Origin of the sequence: uncultured Psychroserpens sp., from assembly GCF_947492715.1 — a bacterium.
GTDB lineage: Bacteria > Bacteroidota > Bacteroidia > Flavobacteriales > Flavobacteriaceae > Psychroserpens.
In genome coordinates, this window is record NZ_CANLNS010000001.1 from 184876 (window position 1) to 200125 (window position 15250).

Sequence of the window (15250 nt, forward strand, 5' to 3'; positions counted from 1 at the left end):
TTCACATGAGACATTTTTTACTAGCTGTTGCAGCTATTTTTTTTGGAATTACAACAGGCTTTAGTCAAGACTTAGAAAAAAAATGGGAATTCGACGCGATTCAATCTGAAGATGGCTCTTCTTTATATAATATCACTTCGGCAGATATTTTAAATTTAAAGGCAGGTGAATTTAATTACACTTTAAATGCAAAAGATAATTTAGAAGCTGAAGGCGATTATTTATACCAAAACAACCTATTGGTTTTTTACTATTCTAAGCCAACCGACACCATAAGAAGATATAAGATTTCTGAACTTACCGATTCTACTTTAGTATTTTCAGAAAAGGAAACTATCTATAAATTTAAAGCTGTTAAAACTGACGACATTGTTGCTTCAGCCGATAGTAGCACATCAGAAACAACACCTTTAACTACGGCTAATACCACCGATATTATCCCGAGTCAAGGGTTTTCCATGAATAGTTTATGGCGTGGTGCCTTAGGGATGATAACACTCGTTTTTATTGCATTTTTATTTAGTAGTAATCGTAAGGCTATCAATTGGAAAACCGTTGGACTAGGATTAGCATTTCAACTCATTATTGCCGTAGGAGTTTTAAAAGTAGGGTTTGTGAAAGCTATTTTTGAGTTTATTGGTGGACTTTTTGTTCAAGTATTAGAGTTCACTCGAGCTGGTAGTAAGTTCTTATTCGAAGGTTTAGTAGTTGATATGGACACCTTTGGATTTATCTTTGCTTTTCAAGTATTACCGACAATTATTTTCTTTTCGGCTTTAACTTCGGTTTTATTTTATTTAGGTCTTATTCAAAAATTAGTAAAAGGGCTAGGCTGGTTACTATCAAAAGTATTGAAGATTTCAGGCGCAGAAAGTTTAAGTGTAGCTGGAAATATATTTCTAGGTCAAACCGAAGCCCCACTTTTAATCAAGGCCTACCTTGAAAAGATGAATAAATCTGAGATCCTCTTGGTTATGATTGGAGGTATGGCTACTGTAGCAGGCGCCGTTCTTGCAGCATATATTGGATTCTTAGGTGGCGACGATCCTGCATTAAGGTTATTTTATGCAAAGCATTTGTTAGCCGCTTCTGTTATGGCAGCGCCTGGAGCTATTGTAATTTCTAAAATCTTATTCCCTCAAACAGAAAAAATTGATACAGATGTTCACGTCTCTCAAGAAAAAATAGGTTCTAATATTTTAGAAGCTATCGCAAATGGAACAACCGAGGGCTTAAAACTTGCCGTTAATGTTGGTGCGATGTTATTAGTTTTTGTAGCATTTATTGCTATGATAAATTACGGCTTTGATAAAATAGGTTACTTTACAGGACTCAATGACTGGATTGTAAATAACACAGGATACAATAGTTTATCCCTTGAATTTATTCTAGGCTATATCTTTGCTCCATTAATGTGGCTTATTGGTGTTGCCAAAGAAGATATGGCATTGATGGGTCAATTATTAGGTATTAAATTAGCTGCGAGTGAGTTTATTGGGTATATCCAATTGGCCGATTTAAAAGATGCAGCTAGTGCCACACACTTAAAATATCAAAAGTCAATAATTATGGCAACTTATATGTTATGTGGATTTGCCAACTTTGCTTCTATTGGAATTCAAATTGGAGGTATTGGTTCTTTAGCACCTGGCCAAAGAAAGCAATTGTCTAAATTTGGTATGAAAGCCCTTATTGGAGGAACATTAGCCTCATTAATTTCTGCAACTATTGCAGGAATGATTATAGGTTAGTTCTATATCCAAACCAGCATTCTAAGGATAGTTAATAACTTTTAATATTATAAAGGGTTGAAGCCATTGAGATTCAACCCTTATTTTTATTTTTATTTGCTGAAAAATGACGTAGAATTTAAAAGAGATTTCTGCCTTTGCAGAATAGGAATATGAAACAATACCACGACTTAGTCAAACACGTTTTAGAACACGGAAACGAAAAAGGAGATCGTACAGGAACAGGAACCAAAAGTGTTTTTGGATACCAAATGCGATTTAACTTAAGTGAAGGTTTCCCAATGGTTACCACAAAAAAACTACACCTAAAATCTATCATTTATGAATTACTATGGTTCTTAAAGGGTGATACTAATATTAAATATCTTACCGAAAATGGTGTTCGTATTTGGAATGAATGGGCAGACGAAAATGGTGATTTAGGACCTGTATATGGTCACCAATGGCGTAACTGGAATAACGATGAGATAGATCAAATTAAAGACGTTATTCATGCCTTAAAACATAACCCTAACAGTCGTCGTATGATGGTTTCCGCTTGGAATCCATCGGTACTTCCAGACACTTCGCAATCATTTAGCGACAATGTTGCCAATGGTAAAGCCGCTTTACCGCCATGCCATGCCTTTTTTCAGTTTTATGTTGCTGACGGAAAATTATCTTGTCAACTTTATCAACGTAGCGCAGATATCTTTTTAGGTGTGCCTTTCAATATTGCTTCTTATGCTTTATTTACAATGATGATGGCTCAAGTATGTGGTTATGAGGCTGGTGAATTCATACACACTTTTGGTGATGCCCACATTTACAGCAATCATTATGAGCAATTAGAACTGCAATTATCTAGAGATGCAAGACCTTTGCCTCAAATGCGTCTTAACCCTGAAATTAATGATATTTTCGATTTCAAATTTGAAGATTTCACTTTAGAGAATTACAATCCGCATCCACACATTAAAGGTGCTGTAGCGGTTTAAAACAAAATACTTTTTATAGATGAAGATGAAATACCTATTCACTGTGCTATTTGCATTGACAAGTATGCTAATTTTTGCACAAGAAGAAAGGCCTAAACAAGAAGATAAAGAAGGCGTTATTATTAAAGATCTTGATAAAAATGACGATGAAGTTGCCTTTGTTGTTATTGAAAATGTCCCTGTGTATTATGGTTGCAACGAAAAACTATCCAATGCAGATCTCAAAAATTGTATGAGCAAAAAATTAGTAAAGCACGTGTCTGCAAATTTCAATACCGACATCGCCACTAATTTAGGCTTGCCAGATGGTAGAGTAAGAATTAATGTGATTTTTAAAATTAATAAAGAAGGAAAAGTTGTTGATATTCAAGCAAGAGCTCCTCACCCAGCTCTTGAAAAAGAAGCTATAAGAGTCATTGGCCTAATGCCAGACATGGATAAGCCTGGTTATCAAAAAGGCAAACCTGTAATTGTACCTTATTCGTTGCCTATTGTTTTTCAAATTGACAATAGTTCTAAAAAACTTAGTAAAAAGGAAAGACGACGCCTTAGACGAAGTCAAAAAAATTAATACAAAAGAGCTTTCAGTTTGAAAGCTCTTTTTTACTTTATGTGATAAGCTCCACATACTTTAATCATAATATTTGAGTTAAAAAGACTAAATTTACGTTACTAATTTTTGATTTATGTTTGGAAAAAAGAAACCTATACCTCAAATTGATAAAGAACAATTAGCGTTAATTAAATATGCCGAAAAACGCATCAAACAAAAAAAACGCGTTTATGTCCATTTTGTAATATTCTTAATTGGTGCAGTCTTTTTAATTCTAGCGAATACCGTTCTAGGAATAGGTAAAGATTTTACAATTGCTGGACTCGATTGGTTTGTTATTGCTATTGTATTGTGGTTAGCCCTATTTGTATATCATTTTGTGACGGTCTTCATTACTCATAGTTTTATGGGTAAAGACTGGGAAGATCAACAGCGTGAGGCCTTAGTTGCAAAGCAGCAACAACGTATTGAAAAACTTAAACAGCAACTTTTAAAAGAAGAAACCGAAATTGCAAAATCTGAGGTATATAACGAAACTTTAAAGCCAACCGCTCCAGATCAAAAAAAAAAATCTGAACTCACTATAATAGTTGCCGCTGGTGAGAACGATGCCATTGGTAAAGACAATGATTTAATATGGCATTTAAGTGATGACCTTAAGCGTTTTAAGTCCCTTACTAATGGCCATCATATTATTATGGGTCGAAAAACTTTTGAAAGTTTCCCAAAGCCCTTACCTAACCGTAAACATGTGGTCATTACGAGACAAGACAATTATAAAGTACCCGATGGTGTTATTGTTGTGAATAACATGGAAGACGCCTTAGATGCTTCTAAAAATGACGAACAACCATTTATTATAGGTGGAGGTGAAATTTACAGACAATCTATGTCGCTGGCCGATAAAATTGAAATTACACGTGTTCACCATAGTTTCGAAAATGCAGATACCTTTTTTCCTGAAATAGACTTATCCATTTGGAAAGAAACCCACAGTGAATTTCATGAAAAAGACGACAAACACGACTTTTCTTTTACGTTTTTAACTTATGTTAAACACTAATAATCTGATAAAATAAGGGGAATTATATTCCTATTTCTATTTAATGTTGTCAACAAACTGTCTTTACACAAAGCAATAATTAGCTTTACAAGAACACGTACCTATTGTACAACATCACAAAATAATCAATAGGATGACAATGCAAAAAGTCTTAAAACTAACTATTCTAATCAGAATTTTATTCTGAAACTTCGTTAATGTTAGACCTTTACATTAAAGAAGAGCTTGATCTATTCCTTACTAACAGAAGCAAGGCTCAAACTGAATATTTCGTTTTAAGACTTTGTAACTCTTAGTATTTATACGAAACCAAAAAGCTAATAATTACAGGTGTTAGCTTTTATAATTCTATTTTCTAACCTTAGTTTTCAAATTGAATGGAAGTTTCGCAAAAAAGCGAGACATCATTAAAATGACATCTCGCTTTAGTCTTAACTCACATCTAACTTTAGACTTTAGTTAAAACTACTACTAAGGGTATATCAGACACGCCACAACCACCTGAACCTCCTTGGAAATCAAGCATGTTAAGCGTTAGGCTTTCAGAGTCATCACACGGTTGAGCAATAATATTGCTTGGATCACCTCCAAGTAATAATAGAGACGCACAACCAATATTAGTAGATAGTCCGTTATCAATTATGACTTGTCCATTTGTAAAAGAGAACGTCACTGTCATTGTATTTGTTGGACCACCAGGCAAATATGCAACGTCAAATTGTCTGCTAAATGCACCATTTGCTCCTTCGCTAATAGTCACGGTTTGATCTGCAAAAACAGGTCCTCCAAAAAGACTATCTCCAGATGTTACAGTTAAATTGTAATCTCCAACAAAATTACCTGAAGCAGAATTTAAAGATGGACAAATACGAATTCTATAAGATACTGGACGACTAGATCCGTCAACACCTGCTGTAACGTCAGCTGAGCTTGTAGATGTTAAAACAACATCAAAAACCATAGCTTCAGTAATATTCGCAGCTTGCGCAATATCAAACTGTATTTTTGGAAATGCTTCAATAGTTAATGGATCTTTAGCTCCTCCATTGGCAACATCTAAGTTTCCAGCTTCTAAATCTGAAAAGAAAAAGAATGTTGAACTTCCTGCTGGATTAAGTAAAACGCCATTATTATTAAATACAGTATTAGGATTTGGTCCAGATACAGACACTAAGTCATAATTAATTCTTAATTCTGAGTTTGAAATTGGCACATTTACAAATACAGGAACCTCAAATAAGTTATCTGTATTGTAAGAGTCAATTGCAATATCTCTTGATGCTCCTGAGGTTACAAATTGTACCCAACCTGTTGTAGGATTAGCATCAAATTTACCTTCATTTTCACCTTCACTATCATCACAACTATAAACAGTCAATAACAACGCAAAAGAGAAAAACATTATTTTAAAAAGATGTTTCATGTGTATTTGTTTTATAGTTTAGTTAATGTAAAGCCTTGTATTGATGTTGGTCCACAAGATTCAAAAGGATCCTGTCTATATGTTATAGTATGCATAACGTCACTCGTTAATGAGTATGTCCCATTATTAGCATTGCCTGCACTCGATAGAATATAGAATGGAGGGTTTCCAGCAGTACAAGACACCGAAATATCTACATCACCTGCCAAGTTGAAAAGGTTACAAGCTAAATTAATAGTTACAGGTAACACAGTATCTACACCTGATCCAGGTAAAAACGTTGTTGTAAAGACGCGCTCTGTTGGAGTTCCACCAAGACTTACTGTTACATTCCCTGTTAAGAAATTACCACTACCGTCATCTGTTAGTAAATAGTCACCAACCAAATAAGTTTCTGGTACAGGGCACACTTCAAAGACATTAATAACGAATCTATTAAGGTCAATATCTACATTATCTGGTAAGCCAGATAAAGAAAATATGATTTGCTTAACAGTAGCATCTACTAAACCATTATCTACACCAGTTACTGTTAAAACTCCTGAATAAGAATTTGCAGGAATCGTCACAGAACTTGGTAATGTATAGGTTGCAGGATCAGCATTACTTTCTGTTTCCAAATTAATATTGAAAACTCTATCTGTAGCTGAAACAGTACTAGAATTTAAGACAAGATCAACACTACCAGTATCATCAATAGTGATAGGTAAGCTAACTGTCGAATTAGCGAATGATAAAAATGTTCTGTTTTCTGATTCTACACCGTTAGAAAGGATAGGATCAATATTTTCATCACAAGACGTTATACTTAGTAAAAGACCAAGTACAAACGTTATTTTATAAATATATTTCATGTTCATATTATTGATTATGTTAGTATCCTGGGTTTTGAGTAATTGCATTATTACCATCAAGCTCATTTTGTGGAATAGCTAATGTGAATCTGAAATCACCTACAGCTAAATCACAAGGCGCATCGAAAGTACCACAATCAACAGCTAATCTGTTCACACCAAGTCCAATTTCAGAACCTATACGCTTAATATCTAAGAAACGTTTTCCTTCGAAACAGAATTCTTTACGTCTTTCACTTAAAATATCAGTAAGTGCCGCATTTAATGAAGCATAAGAAGGCGCAGGTGAAGCAGAACCAGTTCTTGCATCACGTAAATCTTGAACCGTTTGAGCCGCATTACCGAGCATCCCATTTCGAGCCTCGATTTCTGCTTTTATCAATTGTATTTCCGAAGATCTAACAATCATAATGTCATTTACTTGTAAACCACCAGAACCTCCAGGGTACTTATTGATTAACAATTCATTTGCAGGATCGTCTAATCCAATAATTGTACTAACAGGTGCTAAGTTAACGCTACGTCTGATGTCATTAGGAAGTGCCGACAACTCATTTAAAAGTTGATTAGAAATTTCTAAAAAGGCATCATTTGGCATTACTTGGTTAAAGTAAAATAATCCACCAACACCGTTATCTCCGTTTACTCTAGCTAGTTTAAAAATAACTTCAGTATTATCTGCACCTAAGTACATTGATGAATATTGAATTTGATTAGCCAATGGGTAATCATTTAATAACTGGTTTGTTAAAGTCATCGTCTGAGCTCCAAAGTCACCTACATTTACAGCAAGTTTAACTTGCAATGCTTTTACAAAATCTCTATTGATAAAGATTGGTGTAGCTGCTGTAATGTTACTTGGGTCTAACAAAGTATTAGCTTCTGCTAAGTCTGCATTAATAAATGCAACCGTTTCAGCCACGGTGTTTCTTTCAAAAGCGTCTGATGTTGCTGGTACAAAATCAACATTAATAATGGCTAACGAATTAGGATCTTGATAATCTACAGTATAGTACTCGAACAAGTCGAAATGTGCTAAAGCACGCAATCCTAATAATTGTCCTTTAATATGGTTTGCTTCATTAATGTCACTTTGTGTGGTGAAAGTTAAATTCCCCATCGCTCTCAACACACGGTTAACGCGGTTGATTGTAGCATAACGGTTTGCCCATATTGCGCTAGAAGGTGTACCACCAGCGAAATTCACAATGTAAGCATACGCTTGAGCACCTTGTCCGTTACTCGCTTGACCAGCCTTTAAATTGTCAGACAAAATAGCATTGGCATAAAGGGCATCTCCTGTACCATTTCCGCCAAAATCAGGCCCATATGCAGCATAAGCACCATTTAATCCTGTTTGCAAATCTGCTACAGTTTGAAAGGCAACTTCTTCATTAAGCTCTCCTTCTTGTACAACATCAGTTGCATCTTCGCAGGAAACAGCAATCATAAATATGGCTGCAATGCCTAGTGTTTTTAATATATATTTTTTCATGTTCATTTTTTTAAAAATTTATTGTTGCACCAAACGTGTAAATCTTAGGTGTAGGGAATTGTCCTCTGTTTGTTGGTCTAAAATTAGACTCAGGATCCCAACCTCTAAACTTCGTAAATGTTAATAGATTCTCTCCTTGTAAATACAATCTCAATGATGAGATAGGAGTATTTTCAAGAAACTTAGCTGGCAAATTATAAGCGAACGTAATGTTTCTTAATCTTAAGAAGGATGCATCTTCTAAGTATCTATCAGTTGAATTGATATAATTCACACTTGAAAATGTAGAACCAACTCTTGGTACATCAGTAATATCACCTGGTTGCTCCCAAGCGTTAAATACTGTTACAGATCTGTTTCTACCATTATTAACCGAACCTACAGATACTTCTTGTAAATCTGCATAATCCAAGTTATTTAACCATACATCAGCAACAAAAGACCATTGTGTTGTAAACTCAAATCCTTTATGTCTGATATCTGTTCCAAAACCACCTTGCCATGTAGGGTAGAATGATTTGTCAAGGAATACTCTATCGTTAGCAGCATCTAATGTTTCTGTAAGTGTAACACCATCAGCTTTTAAGAATAATGGATTACCATTAGATGGGTTAACACCTGCATATCTTACTAAATAGTAAGATCCTAATGCTTGTCCTTCACCTAAAGCTGTAGATCCACCTGTGTTTACCAATCCGTTTGTAGATGGTGGTAATTGCTCGATAGTATTTTCGTTATACGATCCGTTAGCATTAACAGTTACTCTCCAATTATCATTATTTACAACTCTATAGTTTAATGCTAATTCTACACCTTCATTTACTAATGAACCGATGTTCGCTTGAATTGAAGCTGTCGCATTAATTAAAGATATTTGATTGTTTTGGAATAAATCGTCTGTTGTTTTATTGTACACATCTAAACTACCACTAAGTCTGTTATCCAACACCGCGAAATCAAGACCAATATTAGTTTGTGTAGTTTCCTCCCATTTTAGATTAGTATTTTCTAATTGAGTTACTACTGTAGATACAGAACCATTATATCCAGTTCCTGCTGTATATAAACTTCTCGTTAAGTTTAAACCTCCATAGTATCCGCCAGTAATTCTATCATTACCAGATAAACCATGTGAAGCTCTTAATTTTAATAAATCAAAACCAGATGATTCCATGAATGCTTCTTCACTAATATTCCAACGTCCTGAAACAGACCAGAATGTTCCCCAAGCATTATCACCAATAAATCTAAATGAATTATCACGTCTAATACCTGCAGAAACAGCATACTTACCATCGTATTCATAATCTAATGTTCCAAATATTGATAAGTTACCCACTTCACTTGTAAATGAGTTTACTACTGGGATATAAGGATTAACTAATACACCATTCGCTGGGTTTGGCTCTGTAGTTGTTCCTGGGATAAATGATGAACCAGTACCTACAAGTCTTGGATCTATACCTGTTTGATCAAAATCAAGTCCATCTAAAAATCCTCTAGAATATTCAAAATAAGCTGTTGCCGTAACATCATGCTTTTCATCAAACACATTAGAATAACTAATAGAAGGTGATAAATTAAGTCTGAAATCTCTAGTATAAGTTTCTTCATGAATTCCACCAAACTGTGCTTGGTTACCAATAACATTTGCTTGGAATGGTCCAAGAATACTATTTGGATGTAAAATCTCTAATCGTTTTTCTGTACTTAAATCTGCACCAAGTTGAACTCGAGCGTATAAGTTTTTAGCAAAGTTCCAACTAGAATTTAAAGATGCTAGTATTTTAATTTCCTCTTCACGGTCAGTATTTAATGCAATACTATTAAGTAATACGTAAGGGAAGTTCGTTGCACCATTAGATAAAATAGCTCCAGCATCACCTGGTGTAATACCACCATCGATTGTTTGAGAACCATCTGCGTTAAATACACTTAAATAAGGAAGACCTTGAAGTGCAGCACTAAATGGGTTAAAGAATGTAGCTCCACTACCTGCATTATCAAGTTCGTTTGTTTCTGAAAAAGCTAACGACAAGTTAAATCCGTAGTTAAATTTATCATTTTCTGTTTTTCCATTGAAGTTATTTCTTAATGAAAAACGTTGGAAGTCAGATCCAACAAAAATACCATCTTGATTAAAATACTGAAGCGATGTAAAGTTATTAGAATTTTCACCACCTGAAGTAATTGTTAAATCATGTGATTGTGTTTTACCAGTTCTAAAGAAAACATCCGTCCAGCTAGTATTTGCTTGACTTGCTATTGCCGCGATTTCAGCATCGGTTAAACCAACACCAATTCCTGCGCCATTAGCTCTTTGGAATTCTAGAATTTGTCTAGAGTTTGTTAATTCAAATGGTTGATCTTGTAATTCAGAATTTCCGTAAGCCGAGGTATATCTAAACCTTAAACTTTCGTTGTACCTTCCCTTTTTAGTAGTAATTACGATGGCACCATTTGCCGCTCTGTTTCCATAAATATTCGCTGCACCCGCATCTTTTAAAACAGAATATGTTTCAATGTCATTTGGATTAATACTTCTGAAGTTATCTTCATCTACTGGAATTCCATCTACTATAAATAGTGGTTCGATGTTACCATTAATTGATCCTGCTCCTCTAAGTATGATAGTACTATCATTACCAGGTTGTCCAGAACCAGTTGCAATATTTAAACCAGCCACTTGACCTTGAAGGTTTTGTAATGCAGATGCATTAGCCCTATCTTCAAGAATTTCAGCTTTTACTGTACTAACAGCGGCAGTGTTCTTTTTTAATGATGATACATTACCATATGCAACAACAACAACTTCATCTAAAGTGTTGTCTGCAGACATAATAAGATCAATTGTACTAGATTCTCCAATTGTTCTTTCTACAGTTTGGTAACCTACATACGAGAAAACCAAAATTTCCCCAGTGCTGGCTTTAATAGAATACTGTCCATCAAAATCAGTCTGTTGACCTCTTGTTGTTCCTTTAACAATTACAGTAGCTCCAGGCAATGGCAAGCCATCATCCGCAGATGTAATTTTTCCTGTGATAGTCCTCTCTTGTGCAAAACTTGATGTAACACTTAAAAACAAGAGCACTAACACTAGACCATAATTTTTTACTTTCATAAGCTTAAATTTTAATTATTACGATATTAGTTATAGTGCAATTGAGAAAGGCAGGCAGCGTTGTTATTTTTAAAGACTAATTCAAAATAATTACTCAGTATGAAATTAAAGTTAACATGGATATTTCATAAATATAGTAAGGCAACGACTGCCTAGCCTTGCAATTGCTGATGTAAAAAAAGAGAAGAATTACACGAACAGAGGCAATTCCGATAATAGTTTACCACTTCCCGACCCACTCTTACTATATAATTCAGCCATGTGAAGAATGTTAAAATTTAAGTTAAATTAACATATTGATTATCAATTTTTTACAGCAATTATATGATTTATTAATAGAACAAATTTTATATGAAAAACTATACAGATATTCTAAAACACTTGCAAAAAAAGGCTCTTACTACTACATAAGTATTCAATTAGACCTAATGTCAATTCAAACACTAATATGATGCTTACAGGTAGGTATATTCTTTCCGATTATAAAAGAACTAGACATAAAATGTGGCACATTTCTTCTTGATAAACTTAAACAGAAAAGAAACGAAGAAAAAAAATAGGCTAATTGCCTATTTACTATCTTATATATATAAGTATTATAAAAAAGTGAAGTTAAACTGCTCTTACTTGAGATGCCTGAACTCTATATTGAGTTGGTGTAATTCCAGTTCTTTTCTTAAAGGCACTATTAAACGTAACCTTATTGTTAAAACCAACTTCATATAATATTTCTGAAACGGTCATTTTCTGTTCTTCGTTTAATAATAGTTCCTTTGCTTCTGCAATTCTAAAGTCATTTAAAAAATCGAAGAAGTTTTCATTAAAGTGCTCATTAATAATCTGGGAAGTATTGTGCTTGGTCGTACCAAGAATCTCAGACAGCTGATCCAGATTCAAATTATTTTTTTTATATACTTTCTCATCAACCATGAGTTCAATCAACTTTTGTTTTAGTTCTGCTGCCAAACTTGGAATTAATCCAGACTTCTCATACTTAATGGCTGTAAAAGCTCCAACCACATTAAAGCCCCAAAATATTTGTGGCTGTACTAAACCAAACACGCCAATCAATATAATAGATGCAGAAATAATTAAACAAATCACATAGTCCCATCCATCGCGATAGAAAAAGTCAAAATTATTGAGTGTCGAATACAAAACAAATGAAAGCACAAATCCGGCATAAGCATACATCATATAATTTAACCACTTCACAACATTTGCACCTACATGATCTTTAGCTTTCTTCACCAATTTATAGATTAAGATCAAATAAATAAGCATTTGAGCATTTTTCACCCACTCATACCATAGAATATCCATGGCAACATTATAGATTTGATTAGCAGGGTCGAGTAAATGAAATGACGCATAAAATGCAAAACCAATTAAAAACAGACCTAAATGCGCAAGTTTAAACTTTAGAGAATATTTGAATTTAAATAAATCTTTCACGTAAAATAATAACAATGGCCCCAGGGCAAACATGATTGGAATCCAGAGTTTTCTGAAATAGATAAGTGGATATTCGTATAGAAAACGACTTTTGTAACCTACATAGAATAACAATATAAATGAAAAGGACAACACGAAAAGTCCTAAGTTTCTATTGGCTTTAGTATTCCCCTTTTTTCTAAAGAACAAGATGAAAAACAACAAAATACCTTGAAGTGCAATAAAGAAAAAGAACCCAGTCCATCCATTTAACTTTGGTCTATATAAATCCAGCAATTTCATAAAAGGCACGCTATCACTCAATCCGCTAAACGCCTCGCTTCTAAACATTTCTGGCTTAGCATTCCTTTGTAAGGCTTTTTCAACATAAGCCAATGCCGCTTCTTTATTATTAAGGTTTAATTCGGCCTTCGCCAAATGAAAGTAAAGAACAGATTTTTTGTAATAGCCATTAACCTTAGATTTAATAAGACTATTTCTTGCCGATAAATAATCACCTACTTGATCTTCGCACAGGGCTTTTAAATACCAAAAATCTGCAGAATTTACATTTAGTGCAATAACGTTATCCGAAATTGGAAGAATATCTTTTGAAGTACCATTCTCATGATTGCTTTCTAATATAGATAATATATCTCCTTCCTGTGCCTGTAAATTGACACAGAATAAAGAAACACAAATCAGAAAGCCTTTAAGGAACTTCATAGGTTTTTTATTTTCAATTTACTAAAGTTCTCACAAAAAGTGTTAACAATTTCGAAAAAGAAGTAAATCCCGATGTAAATTTACCTTGTTTAACACATTTTAACACTAATCTTCACAATAAATTCAACTCTTTTTGGATTTAATTTTCTTAATATTTTGTTAATATAATACTCAATACTCTAGATCGAGCAACCCTAGAAATACTCTAAGATAGCATTTGACAAGTATTTTCTTATTTTCGCATTATGATCAAAGAAATCCAACTCCGTATTACACTTCAAGAAGAGCGAAAACCAGATATTTTGATCACCAAAGCCTCTGAATATTTTAATGTTGATAAAACGGCAATTTCTGGGGTAAAAATACTTCGGAAATCGATAGATGCCCGTAAAAAAAGCATCATATTAAACTATAAAGTAGCGGTTTATATTAATGAACAACCAACCGACGAAATAGCATATAAATTCAATTATAAAGATGTAACTACAGCAAAGCCAATTCATATCATCGGATTTGGTCCTGCCGGAATGTATGCAGCCTTACGTTGCCTAGAATTAGGTTATAAACCAATCGTTCTAGAGCGTGGAAAAAATGTTCAAGACAGACGTCGTGACCTTAAAGCCATTAACCAAGATCATATTGTTAATGAAGACTCCAACTATTGCTTTGGAGAAGGAGGCGCTGGCACTTATAGTGACGGTAAGCTATATACACGAAGTTTAAAACGTGGAGACGTTAGAAAAATTTTCGAAAATCTTGTGTATCATGGAGCTACTAATCAGATCTTAGTTGATGCCCACCCTCACATTGGCACCAATAAACTACCCAAAGTAGTTAAAAACATACGTGAGACCATCTTAAAATTTGGTGGTGAGGTACATTTCGAGACTAAAGTCGTCGATTTCAATATAAGAGATAAGCGCATCGCATCGCTTTTATTAAAAAACGGAGAAGAACTTGATGTCAATCAGGTTATCTTAGCAACAGGTCATTCTGCCCGCGATATTTATTATTTATTGGATAAGAAAAAGGTTCAGTTAAAAGCTAAGTCATTTGCTATGGGCGTTCGCGTAGAACATCCTCAAGACATTATTGATGGAATCCAGTATCACTGTCGTGGTGAAAAAAGAGATGAATTATTACCTGCCGCTGCCTATAGTTTGGTGCACCAGGTCAATCATAGAGGTGTATACTCATTTTGTATGTGTCCAGGTGGATTCATTGTTCCTGCTGCCACGGCAAATGGAGAAATTGTTGTTAATGGTATGTCTCCATCCAAACGAAATAACGAATTTGCTAATTCTGGAATTGTTGTAGAAATTAATGCGGACAGAGACTTGTACAAATATGAAAACCATGGAGCTCTAAAAGGATTAGAATATCAAAAAGATCTAGAACGTTTGGCTTTTACCGCAGGAGGACGATCGCAAACAGCACCTGCGCAACGTTTAACAGATTTTGTTGAGGGCAACTTGTCTTCTAATTTAAACCCTACGTCTTATCAACCTGGGCTTAAATCTGCTCCATTACATTCCCTTTTTCCAAAAATTATTGGAGGCTCTTTACGAAAAGGTTTTAAAGCTTTTGGAGAAAAAATGAAAGGCTATTATACATCAGAAGCCAACATTATTGGCGTAGAATCAAGAACATCATCTCCAGTAAATATCCCACGAAACGACCAACTATGTCATCCTGAGATATCAAACCTATTTCCTTGTGGAGAAGGTGGTGGATATGCAGGTGGAATTGTCTCAGCTGCGATGGATGGTGAGCGCTGTGCAGAGGCTGCAACTGGTCATTTATAAATTTAATTTGTCTTTATCTCATTCTTATTGGTTTAAAGATATTAT

10 protein-coding genes are annotated in these 15250 nt (G+C 34.4%); 5 read left to right on the forward strand and 5 right to left on the reverse strand.

Annotation, left to right across the window (positions count from 1 at the left end; all coding sequences use genetic code 11):
* The first annotated feature begins 5 nt into the window (after positions 1-5).
* The 4 genes from Q0787_RS00890 to Q0787_RS00905 all read left to right on the forward strand — a co-directional run bounded on the left by Q0787_RS00890 (position 6) and on the right by Q0787_RS00905 (position 4344).
* On the forward strand, positions 6-1751 hold the full coding sequence (locus Q0787_RS00890; RefSeq protein ID WP_298900305.1) for a nucleoside transporter C-terminal domain-containing protein: 1746 nt from the start codon (positions 6-8) through the stop codon (positions 1749-1751).
* A gap of 152 nt (positions 1752-1903) precedes the next feature.
* On the forward strand, positions 1904-2728 hold the full coding sequence (locus Q0787_RS00895) for a thymidylate synthase (protein WP_298900306.1): 825 nt from the start codon (positions 1904-1906) through the stop codon (positions 2726-2728).
* Between the two features lie 25 nt (positions 2729-2753).
* A complete protein-coding gene (locus Q0787_RS00900; protein ID WP_298900307.1) occupies positions 2754-3299 on the forward strand; it encodes an energy transducer TonB in 546 nt (181 codons plus the stop codon).
* 115 nt (positions 3300-3414) lie between these two features.
* A complete protein-coding gene (locus tag Q0787_RS00905) occupies positions 3415-4344 on the forward strand; it encodes a dihydrofolate reductase (protein WP_298900308.1) in 930 nt (309 codons plus the stop codon).
* A 448-nt stretch (positions 4345-4792) separates the two neighbouring features.
* On the opposite strand, the gene Q0787_RS00910 is transcribed toward Q0787_RS00905, so the two are convergent.
* The 5 genes from Q0787_RS00910 to Q0787_RS00930 all read right to left on the reverse strand — a co-directional run bounded on the left by Q0787_RS00910 (position 4793) and on the right by Q0787_RS00930 (position 13400).
* Positions 4793-5767 (reverse strand): hypothetical protein, encoded by a 975-nt coding sequence (locus Q0787_RS00910; protein ID WP_298900309.1) that lies wholly within the window; start codon positions 5765-5767, stop codon positions 4793-4795.
* A gap of 11 nt (positions 5768-5778) precedes the next feature.
* Positions 5779-6621, reverse strand: coding sequence for a hypothetical protein (locus tag Q0787_RS00915; protein ID WP_298900310.1), 843 nt, complete (start codon positions 6619-6621; stop codon positions 5779-5781).
* Positions 6622-6640: 19 nt separating this feature from the next.
* Entirely contained in the window at positions 6641-8116 is a 1476-nt protein-coding gene (locus Q0787_RS00920; RefSeq protein WP_298900311.1) for a RagB/SusD family nutrient uptake outer membrane protein, read from the reverse strand.
* A 10-nt stretch (positions 8117-8126) separates the two neighbouring features.
* A complete protein-coding gene (locus Q0787_RS00925; protein ID WP_298900312.1) occupies positions 8127-11240 on the reverse strand; it encodes a SusC/RagA family TonB-linked outer membrane protein in 3114 nt (1037 codons plus the stop codon).
* 612 nt (positions 11241-11852) lie between these two features.
* Positions 11853-13400, reverse strand: a complete 1548-nt coding sequence (locus Q0787_RS00930) for an AraC family transcriptional regulator (RefSeq protein WP_298900313.1) — start codon at positions 13398-13400, stop codon at positions 11853-11855.
* 245 nt (positions 13401-13645) lie between these two features.
* On the opposite strand from Q0787_RS00930, the gene Q0787_RS00935 reads away from it, so the two are divergent.
* Complete coding sequence (locus Q0787_RS00935) at positions 13646-15205, forward strand: NAD(P)/FAD-dependent oxidoreductase (protein ID WP_298900314.1); 1560 nt, start codon at positions 13646-13648, stop codon at positions 15203-15205.
* Positions 15206-15250: the final 45 nt, after the last annotated feature.